Source organism: Photorhabdus bodei, assembly GCF_003287735.1.
Lineage (GTDB): Bacteria > Pseudomonadota > Gammaproteobacteria > Enterobacterales > Enterobacteriaceae > Photorhabdus > Photorhabdus kayaii.
In genome coordinates this window covers 133,842-153,097 of the sequence record NZ_NSCM01000004.1, presented here as the reverse complement: position 1 = coordinate 153,097, position 19,256 = coordinate 133,842, and the positions used below count along the sequence as shown (strand labels likewise).

Sequence of the window (19,256 nt, the reverse complement as noted above, 5' to 3'; positions counted from 1 at the left end):
AAACTGAAATTCCCTGAAAATCTTTTCAATCATTTCAGTTTGCTGCTTCTCTCACAATGCCAGTGCTGGCACGGTTTGGCTGTTCGATTCGTAGGATTTTAAAACTGAAAAATTTTCTTGATCCAAAACGTGCAGGCGGGTGCGGTGTAGTGCCGTTTTCGCCATAAGTTCATTTATTTCGTCATGAACGCAGCGAGACAAACCGTCACTAAGGTATTTATTTGATTCTTGAGTCAGTAATACAATCAGTTAAAGTAGCACTGCCATCGGCAAAATCCGATGGTCAGTGGGTCGCAGCCTTGAATGAGTAACCCACTGGTAAGAGATTATTTCCTTACCAGTGTGCCTGCTATCGCTTCTATGGCGGTTCAGGCAGGGGAGGCTATGCCTCGCCGGAATGGCTACTCTCCGGTACTGCGAACCCTGTTTGAACCGCCACCACCAAAGAGGTAAGCAGGAATATGAAAAAAGACTGGCATACCGCCGATATTATCGCTGCGATACGTAAGAAGAATAAAACGCTAGCATCATTATCCAGAGAGCACGGTTTAAGTTCTTCAACATTAGCAAATGCTTTAACGCGTCCCTGGCCTAAAGGGGAGCTGTTAATTACTCAGGAAATTGGTGTCACACCTGCTGAGATATGGCCCAATCGGTATTTTGACGAAAATAAGCAGCCTATCAAACGAACCGTCCGAAATGATTTACCAAACAATTCTGATATCACATAAGTTATTTCTATATCCGAAAAAGTAACAACAACTTTTAAATCACTAAGCTAATATAACACGCTGAATTATCAGTTTTTTATTACACTTACTGCCCATTCATTTAATATCAGAATTGTATTCAAGCTCTATGAAAGTATAAAAAAGCCCGCATGTTGCGGGCGAGATAATTGTGTTTCAGGCCATCAGAACCTGTAGCACTGATCGATACCGCATTTAAAAAACGCGTCCCAGTGTTATTATGTGTATGACTCGCGGTAAACTACACTAATCTGTTGGCTATCCTCCCATACTACCGGAGCAATAACCGCTTGAACACGGGTTCAAGTCCGGTCGGGATTACCAAATTTAAGCTGTTAGATCAGTATATTGGGCCACTTAAACAAGAGTGGCTTGCTTGAGCAAAAGCGGTAAGTGTTAAAGGCCACCGGGAGGTTACCCCGATGGCCTTAGCTACGTTTCCGTTATCTATTTCAGAAATGCACGGATCAGCTCTAAAAGCGCGATTAACGCTTTGAGAACGATGATAGCAATGTCAATAAATGCTTTCACCCGTTTGCTCCAGTTGAGGAGCACGATTTACCCAGCCATTGCCTTTACATTGCCTGTCCGGCTGGTTCTCATCAATGTTAGTTGAAGTGGATCGCGCTCCGACCGAGGCTCTGAATCAGCACCACCTGTATTCAGCCAGGACTTACGAAAACTTGCGTAAGAGATACACAGGCCAAAACGCGCCTCAACTAACAGCCGTTGATTATAAGTTTATTTGGATATGATTCAATGGATTAATAGATAGGTAAAAACAAAAAAACCAACTGGTGAGGTTGGTTTTTTGTTTTTACCTTTAAGCAGGACCTCTGTTTTTGTGCTCTTAACCGGGTTGGTAGCCTCGGCCTTAGCGCGATCCACTTCAACTAACATAAGAAGTCTAATGCTTAGAATCGGAAATATCAACCTATAACATGACTATAAAACAAACAACACTGCCAGACTGAAAGTCAACCAATCACAGGCGAATATTTCTGTTTCAGCCTATCCGATTTATAAGCCGTGTTCCTTATCGCGCTGGCGTTCTCCGGCGTGCTTGTGTTGTGATGCGTATGCGCAGCTGTCAGTTCAGCCAACTCTTTGACCACAACCAGCGTCTCTAACATCAAGGTCATGACATTGATTTGCTGGCTGCCCACCCAAACCACGGGCGCGACGATTTCTTGCCTGGCTCCGGCGATGCTCTGCTTAAGCAGACCAATTTTCTCTATCCGCTTTTATCCGACTTCAACATTGGCCTCTTTCCCCACACTGGCAACGAAATTTGATGAGGTCACTATACTATAGTCACCGTCTGCGATTTGCTGGACAGCGCCCGCCAGTAGCGTAGACGTGCCCAAAACCGTGGTTTTATCCGTGGCCTGTATCGTGGTTTCCCGTGCGACGACGGTACGCGTTTCCGTGTCTGTCCTGACTTCACGGTACATGGACGATTCATCAATAGTTTGGTCAGTCTGACGAATCCAACTCCCTTCCTGAGTTACCCTCTGCGAGACTTCCGCCCGCTGCTGCTGCAATTGCTCGCCTGGTTTGATATCGGGCAAGGTATTGCCCTGGCTTAATGTCTGCCGGATAAAAGGCTTGTCCGGTCGGCCTCCTTCGAATGCAATTTCTACAATCACTGATAGTCGGTACCATGATGGGTAAAATGCGGGATAGGTGTCTCTGTATAAGGAACATCCGGTAATGTGAAGGTCAGTCCGCTGTGCTCCTGCAACCAGTCCGCAATCTGGCTCAGTGTTAGATGCTGAAATGAACACGACCACAATCGGTCAAACACGCCGACCAGCTCACGCACAAACAAACGCTGATAACCGTTTTGGGCTGGCTGTGAGCGTTCCACATAGCCCGTAAACCAGCGTAATACCAAATCCGTGTAACCCACGTCCAGCCGCACCAGTTTTCCAGTGTAGTCCGTTGTCGTCTCCGCCGTGATAAAGCCACGGCCACAGGATGCCAGTTCCAGCATAATATTGGCGTCAACCAGGTGAATTTCATCACCGGAAAGATAGAGCCGGTTAATCGGTGTCATTATTTAGCGGGGCCTATTTTGTCATTAATCGGTTTCAATACTTTGCTTTCAAACCAGCTTAATTTTTCCGGCGCTTCCTTGGCGGTAGCACTTACTTGCGTTGTCTGTGTCTGTTTCTTAGTCTGTACCTTGTCGGCAGCGCGGGCGTCCCGTTTTTCGGCAACAGATAAATGCTCACGCAAAGTAAATGTGACCTGCCATGCCTGTTTACCGTCGATCTTACTGGCATCAATGGTATGGGTGAATGTTCCGATGCGAAAGTTGATAGCACCTGCGGTCAGGTTAGCGACACGGTAGCGTTTCAGATTGCCCTTATCTTTGGCCTCCGCCAGTGCAAACAGGCGTGACAACGTTTTTTGCTCAGTAAACGGAATGATCCCCGTAATGCGCAACTCTTTAGGCTTAATGCCTCGCTCTGCCACGGCGGTACTGGATGACTGGCCGCTTTGGTCTGTGTCCTGAAACATCACCGATGGGGTTACGGTCAGACTTTTTAATGGGATGGCCTCGCCATCAAGGGCCAGTGTGATAATTTGGCTCATTGCGTAGCATCCTTTCTAATGCGCGAATATCGTCCCCGACAAATAATATCGCCAGCGTGTAAACAGCTTTCTGTTTCTGTTTTTCCTACACAAATATTTTAATATTCTCTGAATTCTTTTTGAACTTTTGCTTATTTCATCGATCTCAATAAAAAAACGCAGATGAGGTAACCTGTATGTTTTCAGCTGATACCGAGCAATAGGCAAAAGAGACCTTTCAACACGCTGAATTAGGCGATAAGCGACGTTCAAAACGCCTTGTTCAGATGGCCTGTTCACTACCTAACCATACGGGACAATCGCTCGTGCAATCCTTACATTCTCCGGCCGATATTGAAGCGGCCTATCGTTTCACCCGTAATCAGTCTGTTTCCCCTCAGGTCATTGCCGATGCCGGTTTTTCCGCCACGGTGGCGCAGGCAAAAAACTATGACTGCCTGCTGGCGTTAGAAGATACGACTACCCTGTCATTTTCCCATGCCACGGTGGTGGATGAACTGAGATATACCACGTCCAGTCAGAAGTCCCGGGGAATACACGCGCATTCCGTCTTACTGTTTGCGCCTCATAAACAGCATGTCGTCGGATTGATTGAGCAGCACCGCTGGACTCGGGATGGTCAGGATTATGGCAAAAGCCGGCAACGTGACACGCGTCCTTATGAAGAAAAAGAAAGCTACAAGTGGGAGCAGGCGTCGCGGGCCATGGCAAGCCGGCTGGGTGAGCAAATGCCGAAAATTATCTCGGTCTGTGACCGTGAGCCGTTCGAATACACCAGCTTCGTTATATGGGGTTGAACAAAGAGGAAGCAGAAAAGCAAAGTTGTGAAGGGGTATTGAGTTCGCTGGCCTGGAAGTTGTTGTGGTCAAAGCAGGAGAAACGACGTCCGCCAAAGAAAGCACCGATTCTGTATTGGGCGTACATCAATTTAGGTAAACTGGCAGGTTGGTATGATTCAAAACGCACCGGCCGAGTGGGTTGGAAAAGGTTATGGGAAGGATGGTTCCTGCTGCAAACCCTAGTGGATGGCTATTTGCTGGCTAAGTCTGTTGATCTGGAGATCTGATTAAGAGACAGGTTCATTGCGGGATATCAGTGCTATGATAGGCATAACTCAGTCCGTTTAGTGGTTTTGGGATTTTTTGCAATTGATCAGATCGCAAAAATTGGACTGAGTTTCCTCCAAGTGATCTACTATTTTGAAAAGTTATCTAGAAATAAAAAATCAAGATTCAATTTTTAACTGTTCTTTTAGACACGTAGTTATAATAAAAAAATCTTCGTATGCTTTAATATATCCTCTTTTATCAAAATGTACTAACATAGCTAAAATAATCTCACGTTTAAAAATCAACTTTCTGTTACCTTCACGTATATATTCATAATACACATTTCTCTCTATTTCAATGAAAACTGGACTTATGGGTAAAATTTTCTTTAAACGTTCAAACAAATCATCATACTTTATTTCACGATAGATCTGATACTCATCTATTAATTCGACTAAATAGCTAAGCACTAAAACATGCCATTGATTAAACATCCAAAAACATGATGAATCTTTATAATGGTTTAATAGAATTGGTATCTTAACTTTCCGACTCCATTTATTAGGAGTAAGGCTATTTCTCCTCATCCAGTTCAACCATTGGTTATATCCCAAATCATAAGCTTCATTTAAATCAAAATATTTATACTTCATTGAAATATCAACAACTTTATTCTCTATATTTTTGCTGTTATTAAAATTTATAGCACATTCATTCAATCTCTTTAATTTTAATTTATTCAGAGGGAGATAATTAAACCAATAACTATTACTTTTATAACAATTATCACCAAACATATTATTAATAATAACACTAAAATTACAGTTTTTTATTTCTTCAGGAATATAATTTTTAAATAAAAAAACAAACCATATAACACCAGTTTTATTGACACATTCTAATATTAGAAAATCGTCATGCTCTTTTATCATCAATGAGTCAAATCGGACATATTTATCTCCGTTGAACAATCCCATATCAAAACCATATTTTTTATTTTCATACGTAATATCAATAGGTATTTTAATGTCTGGAAACTTTATGAAGTTTTCATTAATTAAAAATTTAGTTATCTTCTTGGCATATTTTTTATTTTCTTCAAAGTGATAAATTTTTTCTTTGTGTGCTTTACTTTTATAATAATTCTCATTTATATAACAAGTCCAAGAAGCAGGAACACTCATACTATTTAATGCAATAATAGCATCTTGAATAGGCTTATTTTTAAAATAACTTAGATCATACTCCAATGATGCTATTTCATTTGATTTATAATAAGATATTTTTTCACTAGTATTTCTATGTGTCACAAAAATCTCAATAATGATATCACCTAAATTAGTTCTCAATATAGCATCAGCACGAAATCGTCCTATTTTAAATTCTATTTCTGCATCTAATATCTTAGCTTTTCTCATTGGTATATTTATTTGATAATCCCCATGGTAAATAATAACCTCGGGGAGTTCTATATGCTTTATTTCAGTAAAATGCTTCTGTGCAACTATATGAAGCTGTGTCATTAAACAACTTTGCATTTCATCTCGTGATGAATGAGCAAAATGATGACTTACTTTCTTTCCTCTATTTTTAGCAATAAGTTCATCTTGACACCCAGGACAGATACAACCACATTTACCGCCGTAATCCACTTCATCAATATGTACTATTACATTTGATTTTTTTAGTATCGCATATTCAAGCATAACAACCCTAACCTACTTATTGATAAAGAAAAATAATTTTATAGTATGATCTTAATTAAATTAAATAAGTCAGTTAAAACAAACACTAAAGCGTATATTATTTCTACTCAAAATACCAGCAACTAAAAAATCATTAAAATCCATACTTAACTTCAACAGATTTTCAACAATACAACAAAAAATTATACGAAAAGAGAACTTATTACCTATTATTGAACAATAATTAGTAGCTAGGATAAATTATTTTACTCTACATAATCCCCTGATGAGGTACCAACCATGAAAAAGCTATCAATTTGTATTTTAGTATTGAGCATTACCGCTTTCTCGCCTAACTTCGCGTCGGCAAATTTATGTTATTACTCTGAGAGATCTCTGGGTAAATGCGCTAAGACATGTGCGCCAGTAATTATTCTTAGCCTTTTCCTTGGGACAATTTGTCTTTAAATCAATTGATAATAATATATTTAATAAATAAAGTGACAAGGATAGTTTTGTTCTTGTCGCTTTCATTGTACGGTTTTATTTATTTTATATTTTTTAAACCGTCAATCACTTTAAATAAATTCAATCAAAATTAAGTGGAATGCTTAATCGGCAAGCTCATAGAATGAAATTCTATTAATCATAGAAAAATAAATACTCCACGGAAGGTTATCTCAGCAGGAAAATATATTAAATACTTAATCGTCTTATTATTAATATAACCCCATAATTAAAACTATTTTTCTGTCTGTAAGTAATAGTTGAAGTCACCAGAAACCTTAGATAAAAAATACCAGTAAATAATTCATTATATCATCTCAAAATTATATAATTTAAGAGACACAATTTTCAAAAATCCTTATTAATGGTTGATAGTTACATTGATAAGCAGAAATATTAGCCTCAATCCACTGTTTAGCATCTATAGATTCAAAAGAGATTTTATATCCACAGTTTATAACAATATATTCAAATAATAGTCGCTGTGTTCGCCCATTTCCTTCTCTAAAAGGATGAATCACATTTAATTCTGCATAATATTCAGCAAGTTTTCTAATAAGTTTCTGATAGTTTAATCCTACAAGATAATTTTCATTCTCTAGCATATCAAATATCCTATTCCCTTCTATCTCAATACATTTAGCATGACAGAAACGGGTATCCCCTTTAGATATATCAATTATCCTTAGCTGACCAGCCCAATCATATAAATCAGAAAATATTTGTTTATGGAGTTGACACCAAAAAACCAAATCGTAAGGTGGTTCCTGGAATGAAATATTCAATATAGCAAGTTCAGTGAGTTCCCTTTCTGCCTGCTCAAGAACAACAGGATCACGAATAGCTAATTTATTGATAAGTGTGTCTATGCCCGGATATGTATAGGGATCTTGCCCTGCTCCATATTTATCTACCATAACCACCTCATTGTAAACTATATTTACTAATGAGTTTATCTTTAAGATTTTTTTGCTCTTTCGGTGTTTCAGGCAAACTATTCATAACAATATTCATCCCTTCAAGACGCATACTATCTCTATAGTTTTTTAATTTTACACGGTCAAAATAATGTTTTTTTTCACTATAAGTTGTCATTATTGTTTTTCTATTCTTTTGGCTTCTAATATCTTTCTCTTGCTGACGGGAATATTTAAACTTAGCCAGATCCAAATCGCTCAATTTACAGTTAATCGCCTGACCACTTTCAAATATTCCCCAAGAAATAACTTCAAAATAACTAACCTTCCCATTTCTAATACGGCTAATCTTTACCTCTAAGTCTTGTTGCAATATTTGCAAAACCTGTTGCACCTTACGTTCAGATATCCCTGTCGCTTCTACAATTGAACGGGTATTAGGATGATCTAGTTTAGTCAAGGCCGCCATAACAGCTAATTCATATTTCATTTGAATTTCCAAGATACAATCTATGCAACAATAGTATAAAACATCAAAGTAACAAAAACCAGAAAAGAGAATAGCGCTATTATTGACGAACCCGGTAAAGCACATGTTCATGAAGAGGATGCCCACTCGGTAATGAAGGATGCAAGAAAGTATTTTCATCTTTCACCATGCCAAGCCGCTCCATAACTTTTTGAGATCGCAAATTGGAAATTGTCGTAAATGCAACTATTTCCTCAAGTTTTAATTGGGTAAAAGCAAAATCCAAAGCTTTACGTGCGGCTTCACTGGCGTAACCTTTACCCCAAAATGGCTTATCAAGACGCCATCCAATTTCGATACAAGGTGAAAACGGTAATTCCGCCACAGGAATATTCAAACCGACAAAACCAATAAAATCCCCAGTTTCTTTCAGCTCTACAGCCCATAATCCCCAACCACTCTGCTGCTCAAATCTTTGGATAATCCTATCCACCATGGTATTACTCTGTTCCACCGTCAAAGTGGCAGGAAAATATTCCATGACTTCTGCGTTACTATTCAAATGATAAAATGGTAATCGGTCTTCTTCTCTCCATGAACGCATAATTAATCTGTCTGTTTCCAACACCACAACCATATTCTTCTCCTCCCAATATTAATTAACAAATAGGATACCTACCATGCGATAAACCATATATATCCGTTATCTTTCAAGTTGCCTCTTTGTTGGCTGCACTCGCTCTCCTCGGTCACATAGTTTGCTATGCTCCCGGGGATTCACTCCCTTGCCGTCGCGATCCATCTTGAAATCCATAGGGTATACTTTAATCAGAGGAAATAGAACAACATGATTTAAACTAAAAAGGAAGTGGCCCGTGCCAAAAGTCTCTGAATAAGATGTCACACGGGCCTGGTTTATCAGGCACTTGTTTTTACCGTGGCCTTATCTTTAGATTTATCAATATTGGTATCTTTTATTGGTACAACACGTTCGGATGATGTTTTGTTTTCAACCTGTTCCGATTGCCCAAAAAACAGGCCTCCGCGCTTGATGGACATACTGCTGCAACGACTGATTCCACGCAGCTCACCATGTTCAAGAATATCCAACGTTGCTGCACAGCAAGTCCCCACAACGTCACCATCAATAATGATTTCTGGCGCGCTAAGTTCACCTTCAACCCGTCCAGCATGCATAATGCGGATCGCACCCTCTTTCACCCGGATATTGCCAATCACTTTGCCCCAGATTTGTATATCACCTTCTACATCAATATCGCCCTTAAATACCGAACTTTTGGCAACAATAGTACAACGACGAGCTTCTGCACCGGCGTTCTTTTTATCATCAACAAATTGAGATACCGGCTCAACAGCCGCTGCCTCTGCTTTTTTTCCAAACATAGTTTTTAATCTCGACCTCATGTGAATAAAGCAAAATATTAGAGCCAAAAAAGAGAGAATCGCTGTCACTGCACAGCCAAAAGAATTACCAGCCAGATAGAATCCCAGAGCAATGCTCCACATGATCCATATACAGCTCAAAAAAATGTTGTCCGAAAAACGATATTTTGCCATGTTTGTTCACGTTTTTGTTATTTTTCATGCTTTTTTCGTTAGAAAATACAAAACCAAAATCAATATTTTAACAGAACAGATAACAATTAATGCTAAAGAAAAGCAGGTATTTACAACGTTATTAAACGGTTAAAAACCTATACCCGTTATCTTTCAAGTTGCCTCTTTGTTGGCTGCACTCACTCACCCCGGTCACATAGTTACCTATGCTCCCGGGGATTCATTCCCTTGCCGTCGCGATGCATCTTGAAATCCATAGGGTATATACTCATTCTTCGATAATAATTAACAAGGAAAAATTAACATTAAAATAGATGCTTTATATTTATAATTATTAACATAAATCAACAATAAAATCACGTTATTAATGTTTAATTTTGTTTACAGATGATGTATTGCAAGAATATTTCTCAATTAATATTTACTGATATTTATCTAACAAACATCTTACTTATTTATATAATAGAATTAATTTATTAAAAATATCAATATTATTACTCAAGCAATATACAACCAATATCCAATAAATTAATTACTTTTATGAATAAATGATTCAATTACAAACTTATAAGATTAATTATAGATTGGATAAACCATCCTGAATTACTCATTTAAACTATACCCGTCATCTTTCAAGTTGCCTCTTTGTTGGCTGCACTCGCTCACCCCGGTCACATCGTTATCTATGCTCCCGGGGATTCACTCCCTTGCCGTCGCGATCCATCTTGAAATCCATAGGGTATATATCATTAGACAAAAGAATTAATATTAAAAATCTTTTTTATCTATTCCACTTATTTATTAGTTTTATATTAATATAAAAAAAAGATAAAATTGATATGAAAATAATTTAATATTGATGAATATCATGAATAAAAAAATTATATAGTGGGGATAACTTAAACACCAAAATTTTATTGAAAATAATCAGACTCACCTGTTTCATAATCAAGAAATAGCTATTAAAAAGTAAAATTTATCATTAATCTGAATATATGAAGCTTCTTTCTCTGACACAACTTCGGAGATTTATCCGTCTTATTAGTCACCCAAGGTAAAGCCAGCAATATTTTCAATGTTGCCCGAGATAATAACTGATGAACTACGGGTTGTAATCTGCAATTTACCAAATGGTTCTCAAGACTCTTATAGGTTGAAGCTCTCGCCTTTTTCAATATTACGTTGGAAATTTTCCCAGGATTTACACTCTTACCCAAAAGACCCTGTCCGGTAGAATAAGGTATAGCAATAATAGCACCATTAAAGGTCACTGTGATATAACTTCGATCAGTTTTATGTGCTATAGATGCAATAGACACAACACCCAATATTAACATGGCCGATATTATAATTTTATTCAGTTTCATTTCAAATTATTACGATTATCTAATAACGATCAATACCAGCATAGAACAACAATATATTTTAAATAAATAATTTCATTGTCAATCCTATTTTAATCTTATAAAGATTAGAAAAAATTTGATGCAAGTAATAAATCATTAAAAACATTTATATATGGACAATGACCCTATCAACCTTTCAAGTATTACAGAATAATTCAATTAATAAAAACAAAAAATGCAAATTCAAATAATTTCACAACAAAATACTTAGATAACATTTCAATCCGATCATTTGCGATCTATAGTGTCGCAAATTATATCTATATAAGAATAAAATACTTTATGCAATTTGTTTTTCAAATTAAAAGATCTAAAATTTCAATTTTTCGATATAATCGTTCTGCATCGTATAAAAACCAACCTTGACAAAACAGGATATACCCGGCAATTCTTTATGACTGAATAGGACATTCAGATTGCCCTCATGTGTTGAAATTAACCGTTGGATTATCCTAATTGCTCAAGATATCCAACTGGGTTCAATAAAGCCTGGAGTTAATATGGAAAACCGGAAAGATTCGACTCAACCTTCCCAGACGGATCAAATACTCAATGTCATATCCGAATTATGTACTATTCGTAAAATGCAAGCGGCTCCCCCACCAGAATCATGGCCTAGTACGCGTGATGTAGCGGAACAATGCGATTTCACCATCTACAAAGCACGTTATCTGTTATTGAAACTGGCTAACAAAGGATTAGTTATGGTAACTCCGTCTCCCATTAAGAATTCTCTCCGATGGTATATACCGGAAGACAAAATTAAGTCTATCTAATGTCAAACAATTCTGAATAAATGGATGCCTGTTCTGTACAGAAGGGCCTGTCTATATAGTCGAAAATTTGAAGAAGCAACATACGGCCCTATGGCGTTATTCATTCAAATCGCTATATTCTTTCCATGGCAAAAGTCTCGGCAAAACATTCAAGCACAGAGATATCATAACCCATTATTATCATTTTATCTTAAGAGGAAGCCTGGCATGGAAAAATTGCATCGTTGGGAAAAGGATGGATATGTTGTCACTACAGATAAAAATAAATTAGATATTATGATCATACAGCAGTTTTTAACGAAATCCATTTGGGCGGAAGGAATTGACAAGGAAACAGTTAAGTTGTCGATCGAAAATAGCTTGAACTTTGGTCTATATAAAAATACTCAGCAAATAGGATTTGCTCGTATCGTGACTGACTTCACAACCTTTGGTTATCTTAGTGATGTTTTTATTTTAGACGACTATCGAGGATTGGGATTAGGACGCTGGCTAATGACATGTTGCCTGGAACATCCCCAAATAGCACAGCTTCGTCATATTATGCTCGTCACTTCGATGGCACCGTGGCTATATGAAAAAATGGGTTATTCCCCAGTAAACGAGGAAAACTTTGTTTGGCAAATTGTCCGGCCGGACATTTATAAACAACCCAAGATATGAGGCAATCATCACAAAAAATGCCCGATCACTTTGTCGGGCATTACTACGATAATAGCCATACTATTACGACAAGCAGACAGCTACTGTTTTATCAACTTGCATCTTTTAACCAGAAATTAGAAACTGGCATTAACACCTAAACTGAAAGCATAAGTGTGATTCTGAACATCACCATCATTGCGTGATATTGACGCAAAAGCGCCCCAATCTTTTGTAATAGCAGCATTCATACCGATAACGTATTCACGCCAGTTAGTGTCCTGCTTTTGGCTTTTACTAACGAAAGATGTCTCAGTTAAGTTAATGGCACTACTAATCTGATAATGCTTATCGCCGAACTGATGGTTAAACCGAACTTCAGCATAGGGGTTAAAACGACTAAAATTGGTGTCAAAACGCCAGCCTAATGTTCCGACCTGAGAGTCGTAACGTTGATCACCGAAATGCATAGCCGTACTGCTATTACCTGATTCGCGATAACCTTTAACATAACTTTTATCCCAAGCGTACTGGATAATCGGGCTGGTCATCACGGTAGATGTCAGCGGAATATCCCAACCTGCGGTAATGCGCCCTCCCCACTGATGACCGGTAGTCGAAGCATGCTCCTTGCGCAGCCACTCATTAAGCACGATACCGCGCGTAATATCCTCATATTTCATGTCCAAATAGTGAAGATCGCCGCTAATCCAACCTTTATCGTAGTAACGCCATAAGCCATACGTGGTGAATAGATAACCACGACCATCAGCGCGGAAATGATTAACTGAACGTTTATCCTGATAACGCGAGATCATCCCGCCTAACAGAATATTATCCGTGAGTTGATAGTCACTACCCAGTGTCAATGTACTGTTGTGATTTCCACTATAACCACCGAATACGCCTATTTTACTCTGCTCATTACCCACGCTACGTAGCTGTTGTAAACGACCGTCAAGAGAGGCAAGCGCCCCCTTCACCGGCACATTGTTGGTATTCGTCAGTGACATAACCTGATGTGGAGCATTAAGGATTGAAATAGTCTGCTCACCAATCATACGCTGTGCAGCTGGAGTTGGATGAAAATCGTCAGCAAATAAAAAAGGCTTACTGGCATCAAAACCGGTATCATCAGAACTACAGGAATTAGCCTCAATACCCCGAGCACAAGCATAACCTACAGTATTGGAAAAACCGTAACGTAAAGGATTATCAATGACCTCATGTAAAAGTGCATTAACATCAACCCGAACAATATTGCCGCCCTTCTGGCTAAGTACGATATCTTCTAATTTATTATAGCTGTCAACCAATGCTGAAGCGTTGCTACTTAATTGCTTATAACTATCCTCAGCTTTTTTGGCATCGTCCTTTGAAACTACTGACTCCATCTTTTTAAAAACACCGTCGATAATTTTAAGGCGAGTGTCTCTATCAATTGTGGTATATCCATTTAGTATCGCATGAATTTCATCCATCTGTTTAGAAGTGGCTCGTGTACCGATAACAAGCTCCAAAATCTTCGGCGTCATACCAACATCAGGAACCGTAGGCACGATCACTAATCCGGCCCCCTTATCGAGAAGCATATGTACCTGGGATGCAGCGGCTTTCGCACTATCCTCAATCATTTTTTGCGCGTTACCTGGATCTCTCAATGCCGCCTGAATATCATTACCACCAACCCAATGAACATACATACCATTAGGATCAGCACGATCACCATGACTCGCCAAATAACGGCCTACCTGCTCCTGAGTAGTGTTATTTTTATTTCCAGAATTAGGAACAGCAGTCGCTCCACCTACTGCGTAATTATTCCCCCCACTATCAGAATTGGTCAGTTTAGTCCCTAAATGTTGAGCAATAAGATCATTATACAACTTACTGGTTGTACCATTGATCGTATATCGACCCCCATTTCCACCATCACTCAAGCTATCACCAAAAACATATAGATGGTCGTAAGTGTGTGCATTCGAAATTGCACTTACCGAAAGTGCTAACATGCCTGGTGCAAATATAAATGACCTTTTCATTAATATGATCCTCAAGAAGTTATTTTATATTTATCATTGAACTAGCCGTTCAACTGAAATGATCAATCCAAATAGAAACTACGTTAATGAGATATGACGCAATCCCCTTTCTGATTAACCAATACCTCATTATAGTTAGTAATAGAGAGAATCCCGCATTGTTTTTTTAGGTTTTAAAGTTTAGTGTTGCTTGATTGTTCAATTAACCAAATTGGTTAAAATTCAACTATCTATAAAAAGTAATATTAGACCAAATAGATTGAATTCTCTCCTTTGTTTCATGAAATAGATCACAAAACAGACAGCATAAGATTCTGATAAGAATAATGGATAGGAATAACGGCTAAGTCTGAGTAATATCTGAAGCGATCCATCACAACAAATGTGATAGCGTTAATTCATCATCGGTTTAGAAAAATAAAAGATTAAGAAGAATGAATATGAGAATTCAGCAAGCGATAAAGGCCGATTTCAATAAACTGATCGAAATCTGGGAAGCCTCGGTACGAGCAACACATGACTTTTTATCTGACGAACATATTAATCAACTACGCCCATTGATTCTGCATACCTATTTACCGATGCTGACGGTTTATAAAGCGATAAATGATAAACACGAAATACGCCATCCCCACATGACGCTACTATTACTAAGGCAGCGACAGTCTCTTCGCTGCCCAAACCTTATACCCTATGGATTTCAAGATGCATCGCGACGGCAAGGGAGCGAATCCCCGGGAGCATAGATAACGATGTGACCGGGGTGAGTGAGTGCAGCCAACAAAGAGGCAACTTGAAAGATGACGGGTATATATTTATTTCAAATTAAATTCTATTGCTAAAGTAAGCTCCCTTGGCAAACCAGCCGGTTTTAGCCCTACCGACCGAGCTTGTTGGATAGCCGCAAGGGCAGCGCGGTCTAATTCATCAGCGCCTGAACTCTGCACTAATTGGTGATTCGTCAAATCGCCACTATCCAGCAAGCTAAACCTGACCTGAACTATCCCTTGCTGCTTCATCTTCTTAGCCCGACGCGGATAGCGTTTATGTTTTTCAATTTCACGACGCAGGGCAGCCTGATAGCTTTGTAACTCATCAGCTCCCACGCCAGTCATTGGTTGACTGGTCGTCGCCTGACGGGCGCCAGCTTGTGAATCCGCAGCATCTCTCCCCGCTAATTGAGCACTGCCTTCCGTTTGCTCTGGCTGATTTTGCTCTGCTTCCTGTTTACGCCCACGCTCTGCCAGTTTTGGTTGAGGATCTTCTACCGGTTCTTTCTGCGGCTGAGGCTTGCTCTTCGGTTTAGCATCCGTACGTTTTTCTGGGCGTTCCTGCTTCCGTGGCTTATCCGCTGGCTTATTGAGTACTATTTTTGCCTCATGTGGCGATTCCGCTACCTCTATCTCTGGCGGTAACGGGGGTGGAATAGGTTCCGGTTCTACAGGTTGTTCCTGTCCGGCCGGTGCTGCCGAAGCAACCATTTCTATTGACATACTGATTATTGGCGAATTCACTGATTGATTATCCGCACTGTCATCACGCAGTAAATGCCACGCCATAAACACGATAATGCCCGCGTGTAACAGTAAGGAAGCAAATAAGCCAATATAAATACGATTTTTCATCATAACTCAAGCCATCTTTCCGTTCGTTATCTATGGAGATTGCCAGCGCTCTTAACGACAACTGGCTAATCTCCCTTAAAGAGTCAGAACCGACTGGTGACACTAAGCTTAAACGTCCGTCCGGGCGCTGGCATCATGGAACGCGTTAACGGGTCCAAATAATAGCGATCGGTTAAGTTAGTGCCGGATAATTCGACAACCACATCTGGCGTAACCTGATAATTAATATAAGCATCTATAGTCATTACCGGGTTCCAACGCATCGGGTTATTATTTATTCCTTTATAAACGCCGGGCATTTTTTTCATTAACCATTTTTCATCCTTATTCTCCACACTGCTGTGGTATAATACTCTACTACCGATTTCTAAATTTTCATCTAATAACCGGCCACCGATATTCAGATTAAGAGAATAACGAGGTGGAATAGTTGTCCTTAAAAAACCACCGGGAAAACCGCCATCAATACATTCAGGAACACCATGTCGATTTGTCAAATCTAACATAAGCGATTCCATTTTATCGCAAACTTTATTTTTAAGATTATAAGATAGGCCCAAATGGGTAAAGAAGCCACCGTTATCATAACGTCCCTGTATTTCTAAACCGGATAACTTCTGTTTATCTAACTGAGTAAATATAAAGTTACTGTCACGATCAAAGATATTTTCTATAACTGTATTATAATAAGCGAATTTAATGTCCGCATTACGCTCCGCACCCAACAATTGACTTAAATCATGCACATAACCCACTTCCACAGTTTTACTACGTTCAGGTTTAAAAGCACGCGCTGGTTTATCAACGGAAACAGAGGAAAATCCAACGGTATCTTCAAAAATACTTGGCATACGTACCGCTTCGGCATAACGGGTATAGATACGTGCATTATCACTCACATAGGCTGTTACGGAAAATACTGGTGCCCAAGCATGATCCTTACGTTTAGGCTGTTTAGACCAACGCTCCTGTTCGCTTTTCTCTTTATAAACTAGACCACCGTCACCATGACTCAATATTTCTCCAGAGTCGTCAATATAGCTACTATTATTTTGAGTATCGCTATATTCATATTTATACACTTCTTTATTCGTCACAGGATCAATAACGCGTTCATTCATATCAAGTTTCCCATTAAAATAGGGATTATCTTGTTTATATAACTTACCATCATTACTAAATTTCCAAAGCACATCTACCGGAACCATAGGGCGAAGAACTGAATCTCGTGTTTTTGAACTTGTAAATTTTTTATCGTTATATTCGTCAAATTCATCATCGGTTAGACACTCAAAACATTCATCAAACTTCTTATACAGTTCAGCTTCCCTATCGTTAAGAGTTCTCAGATATTGCAACCCTTGGCCAACCAGTTTTTTACTTTTACTATAACGAGGATCTCGGACAGCCAAACGTTCATTTAAAAAATCATCCTTAGACCAATAACTGACTCGCTTAGCACCGGCACTTAATGCCAGCCACGAGGTAGGACGCCAGTCAAAATTAAAGGCAATATTATTTTCTTGGCGGCGTCCTTTTCTTGGTAGCGAACGAAAATTGGAGAAACTCTTTGCTTCATAATCATCATGAGAACCCAAACGCTCCTGCTGTAGATTAGCTGACAACGTTAAATCCAGATCCGGAGTCAACGCAAAAGCATTAGAGAGATCAACACCCCAACGGTTATTATGAGCATTGGTAGAAGCAGTATCTACCAGACGACCGTCAATATTCGGATCTCTTTGCTTATTATTCACATCCCATACTTCATCTCGTTCTCGCGGTTCACGTGGATATCCCCCGGCAGTATTGGTATTGCTGATAGTACGGGTAATCCAAAATTTCATATCAAAATCAACCCACTTATTTCCATCAGGTTTCCACTTATAATCCAGATTAAATGCCTGCTGATGCACATTCGCCAACGGCCACTGCGATACAACATTATCTTTAGCACGAACCCAACCAATCCGCGAAGGCATAATCTCCCCGTAAATCGTTTTAGTATCGCGAATACCAAACCCAATCGTCTGCTGATTAGTCAGGTACCAGTTATTTTTAAGCAACCAAGATTCCATTTCACTGGAAGTATTAGGCACCTCATTTCCAGGGCGATATATACGTGCCACAAAAGGCAGATAAGGATCATACGACCGGGTACCACCATCAAGGATCTCTATATCCTCTTTACTCATGGAATCATTATAGCGATGAGCACCACCCTTGCCGGCAAAATAGTTTCCTTTACTGCGGTAACTATAAGCTGCCATTAAATCAAAATACTCCTGCCGGGTACCTATCGCCAGACGTATCGCATTATCTTTTAGGCCCAATAATTTATTGTCTTTCGAAGTTTTAGGGGTAATTTCTAACGCCGGATCAACATAATTAAATCCCTTAGTGAAACCAGGAATATCTCGATAATCTTGTCCTAATTGTAGATGAGGTACACGCTCCTTAACGGCATTACTGCTGGTTTCCAATTTCAAGTTAATACCAAATCGTTCATCTATTGGTACCACATCATCGATCCCCAAAGTTTTGATCATTACGGCCCCACCGATCGAGCCTTTTACTCCACGTGTCAGTGATGGGCCTTTTTCTATTTCAATGCTGCTGATCAGGTTAGGATCAATATAGTTACGATTGTTCGCACCGTTATAACCACGCCAGGTGGTAATTGCCTGCTCAGTACCATCAATGGTAACAGGAACCCGTCCCTGCCCTTGGATGCCACGAATATTAGGATCTAATGCGCCACTGTTTCTCGAATCACCACTAAATACGCCGACTGCGCTTTTTAAAACATCCGCCGGTGAAGCACCCTTATAGCGTTCTACCAAATCCTTACCCAAGTAAATATTAGTAATATCTTTATCATAAACCGCATCATAACCTGCTTCATCTTTTTCACTGGTCGCTGAAACGTTAATTTTACCGAGGTCAGCCTTATTTTCAGCGGGCTGTTTAGATGACTGAGCCAAAGTTATTAATGTTTCTGCATCAGAACGATAAGGCATCATACTGTAGGCCAATGCCAGCATGAATGTTATTTTGCTATATTTATTATTTAATTTATACATAATCATTATCTGCCATAGTGGGGATTGAAATATACCCGTCATCTTTCAAGTTGCCTCTTTGTTGGCTGCACTCGCTCACCCCGGTCACATAGTTTGCTATGCTCCCGGGGATTCACTCCCTTGCCGC

Annotated in this window: 15 protein-coding genes and 2 pseudogenes; 6 read left to right on the top strand and 11 right to left on the bottom strand. The window is 39.2% G+C overall.

Features of this window, described 5'->3' with window-relative positions:
* Nucleotides 1-303: 303 nt before the first annotated feature.
* The gene (locus CKY02_RS24345) at nt 304-453 is read left to right on the top strand and encodes a hypothetical protein (protein WP_158537752.1); all 150 of its coding nucleotides are present in this window, start codon (nt 304-306) and stop codon (nt 451-453) included.
* An 8-nt stretch (nt 454-461) separates the two neighbouring features.
* Nucleotides 462-731 (top strand): helix-turn-helix domain-containing protein, encoded by a 270-nt coding sequence (locus tag CKY02_RS05000; RefSeq protein WP_112894453.1) that lies wholly within the window; start codon nt 462-464, stop codon nt 729-731.
* A 465-nt stretch (nt 732-1,196) separates the two neighbouring features.
* Here the strand turns inward: CKY02_RS05000 and dinQ are convergent, their stop codons facing one another.
* From dinQ to CKY02_RS04985, 3 genes and pseudogenes are all read right to left on the bottom strand, one after another.
* Nucleotides 1,197-1,268, bottom strand: coding sequence for a damage-inducible type I toxin DinQ (gene dinQ, locus CKY02_RS26625; RefSeq protein WP_376744740.1), 72 nt, complete (start codon nt 1,266-1,268; stop codon nt 1,197-1,199).
* Between the two features lie 458 nt (nt 1,269-1,726).
* Nucleotides 1,727-2,808 (bottom strand): annotated as a pseudogene (locus CKY02_RS25145) (hypothetical protein).
* Nucleotides 2,808-3,350 carry a baseplate complex protein gene (locus tag CKY02_RS04985; protein ID WP_112894452.1) on the bottom strand — a complete coding sequence of 181 codons (543 nt, stop codon included), beginning with the start codon at nt 3,348-3,350 and terminating at the stop codon, nt 2,808-2,810. The pseudogene CKY02_RS25145 and the gene CKY02_RS04985 overlap by 1 nt, the downstream one beginning before the upstream one ends.
* Nucleotides 3,351-3,526: 176 nt before the next feature.
* Between CKY02_RS04985 and CKY02_RS04980 the strand changes: the two are divergent.
* Nucleotides 3,527-4,416: pseudogene (locus tag CKY02_RS04980) on the top strand (IS4 family transposase).
* Nucleotides 4,417-4,575: 159 nt separating this feature from the next.
* Here CKY02_RS04980 and CKY02_RS04975 read toward each other — a convergent pair.
* The 5 genes from CKY02_RS04975 to CKY02_RS04955 all read right to left on the bottom strand — a co-directional run bounded on the left by CKY02_RS04975 (nt 4,576) and on the right by CKY02_RS04955 (nt 9,381).
* Nucleotides 4,576-6,105, bottom strand: coding sequence for a competence protein CoiA family protein (locus CKY02_RS04975; protein ID WP_112894451.1), 1,530 nt, complete (start codon nt 6,103-6,105; stop codon nt 4,576-4,578).
* A gap of 818 nt (nt 6,106-6,923) precedes the next feature.
* Entirely contained in the window at nt 6,924-7,508 is a 585-nt protein-coding gene (locus CKY02_RS04970) for a putative adenosine monophosphate-protein transferase Fic (protein ID WP_112894450.1), read from the bottom strand.
* Nucleotides 7,509-7,515: 7 nt separating this feature from the next.
* A complete protein-coding gene (locus CKY02_RS04965; protein WP_112894449.1) occupies nt 7,516-7,998 on the bottom strand; it encodes a YhfG family protein in 483 nt (160 codons plus the stop codon).
* A gap of 79 nt (nt 7,999-8,077) precedes the next feature.
* A complete protein-coding gene (locus tag CKY02_RS04960) occupies nt 8,078-8,614 on the bottom strand; it encodes a GNAT family N-acetyltransferase (protein WP_112894448.1) in 537 nt (178 codons plus the stop codon).
* A gap of 281 nt (nt 8,615-8,895) precedes the next feature.
* Nucleotides 8,896-9,381: a bactofilin family protein gene (locus CKY02_RS04955; protein WP_240001998.1), complete on the bottom strand. Its 486-nt coding sequence runs from the start codon at nt 9,379-9,381 to the stop codon at nt 8,896-8,898.
* A 2,080-nt stretch (nt 9,382-11,461) separates the two neighbouring features.
* Here CKY02_RS04955 and CKY02_RS04945 point away from each other — a divergent pair.
* Nucleotides 11,462-11,737 (top strand): FaeA/PapI family transcriptional regulator, encoded by a 276-nt coding sequence (locus CKY02_RS04945; protein ID WP_112876683.1) that lies wholly within the window; start codon nt 11,462-11,464, stop codon nt 11,735-11,737.
* 207 nt (nt 11,738-11,944) lie between these two features.
* A complete protein-coding gene (locus CKY02_RS04940) occupies nt 11,945-12,400 on the top strand; it encodes a GNAT family N-acetyltransferase (RefSeq protein WP_112894445.1) in 456 nt (151 codons plus the stop codon).
* Between the two features lie 116 nt (nt 12,401-12,516).
* Here CKY02_RS04940 and CKY02_RS04935 read toward each other — a convergent pair whose 3' ends face one another.
* Complete coding sequence (locus CKY02_RS04935; RefSeq protein WP_112894444.1) at nt 12,517-14,421, bottom strand: autotransporter outer membrane beta-barrel domain-containing protein; 1,905 nt, start codon at nt 14,419-14,421, stop codon at nt 12,517-12,519.
* A 440-nt stretch (nt 14,422-14,861) separates the two neighbouring features.
* Here CKY02_RS04935 and CKY02_RS25535 point away from each other — a divergent pair, with 440 nt between their 5' ends.
* The gene (locus CKY02_RS25535; RefSeq protein ID WP_240001997.1) at nt 14,862-15,167 is read left to right on the top strand and encodes a GNAT family protein; all 306 of its coding nucleotides are present in this window, start codon (nt 14,862-14,864) and stop codon (nt 15,165-15,167) included.
* 69 nt (nt 15,168-15,236) lie between these two features.
* Here CKY02_RS25535 and CKY02_RS04925 read toward each other — a convergent pair whose 3' ends face one another.
* The gene (locus CKY02_RS04925) at nt 15,237-16,046 is read right to left on the bottom strand and encodes an energy transducer TonB (protein ID WP_238399085.1); all 810 of its coding nucleotides are present in this window, start codon (nt 16,044-16,046) and stop codon (nt 15,237-15,239) included.
* Between the two features lie 83 nt (nt 16,047-16,129).
* Nucleotides 16,130-19,129: a TonB-dependent receptor domain-containing protein gene (locus CKY02_RS04920; RefSeq protein WP_238399084.1), complete on the bottom strand. Its 3,000-nt coding sequence runs from the start codon at nt 19,127-19,129 to the stop codon at nt 16,130-16,132.
* Between the last annotated feature and the right edge of the window lie 127 nt (nt 19,130-19,256).

Excerpts from the sequence above, each read along its gene's own strand:
- CKY02_RS04965 (WP_112894449.1), bottom strand. The coding sequence starts at position 7,998 with ATGAAATATGAATTAGCTGTTATGGCGGCCTTGACTAAACTAGATCAT.
- CKY02_RS04955 (WP_240001998.1), bottom strand. The coding sequence starts at position 9,381 with ATGTTTGGAAAAAAAGCAGAGGCAGCGGCTGTTGAGCCGGTATCTCAA.
- CKY02_RS04985 (WP_112894452.1), bottom strand. The coding sequence starts at position 3,350 with ATGAGCCAAATTATCACACTGGCCCTTGATGGCGAGGCCATCCCATTA.
- CKY02_RS04935 (WP_112894444.1), bottom strand. The coding sequence starts at position 14,421 with ATGAAAAGGTCATTTATATTTGCACCAGGCATGTTAGCACTTTCGGTA.
- CKY02_RS04945 (WP_112876683.1), top strand. The coding sequence starts at position 11,462 with ATGGAAAACCGGAAAGATTCGACTCAACCTTCCCAGACGGATCAAATA.
- CKY02_RS04970 (WP_112894450.1), bottom strand. The coding sequence starts at position 7,508 with ATGGTAGATAAATATGGAGCAGGGCAAGATCCCTATACATATCCGGGC.
- CKY02_RS04920 (WP_238399084.1), bottom strand. The coding sequence starts at position 19,129 with ATGTATAAATTAAATAATAAATATAGCAAAATAACATTCATGCTGGCA.
- CKY02_RS24345 (WP_158537752.1), top strand. The coding sequence starts at position 304 with ATGAGTAACCCACTGGTAAGAGATTATTTCCTTACCAGTGTGCCTGCT.
- CKY02_RS04975 (WP_112894451.1), bottom strand. The coding sequence starts at position 6,105 with ATGCTTGAATATGCGATACTAAAAAAATCAAATGTAATAGTACATATT.
- CKY02_RS05000 (WP_112894453.1), top strand. The coding sequence starts at position 462 with ATGAAAAAAGACTGGCATACCGCCGATATTATCGCTGCGATACGTAAG.
- CKY02_RS04960 (WP_112894448.1), bottom strand. The coding sequence starts at position 8,614 with ATGGTTGTGGTGTTGGAAACAGACAGATTAATTATGCGTTCATGGAGA.
- CKY02_RS25535 (WP_240001997.1), top strand. The coding sequence starts at position 14,862 with ATGAGAATTCAGCAAGCGATAAAGGCCGATTTCAATAAACTGATCGAA.
- CKY02_RS04925 (WP_238399085.1), bottom strand. The coding sequence starts at position 16,046 with ATGAAAAATCGTATTTATATTGGCTTATTTGCTTCCTTACTGTTACAC.
- CKY02_RS04940 (WP_112894445.1), top strand. The coding sequence starts at position 11,945 with ATGGAAAAATTGCATCGTTGGGAAAAGGATGGATATGTTGTCACTACA.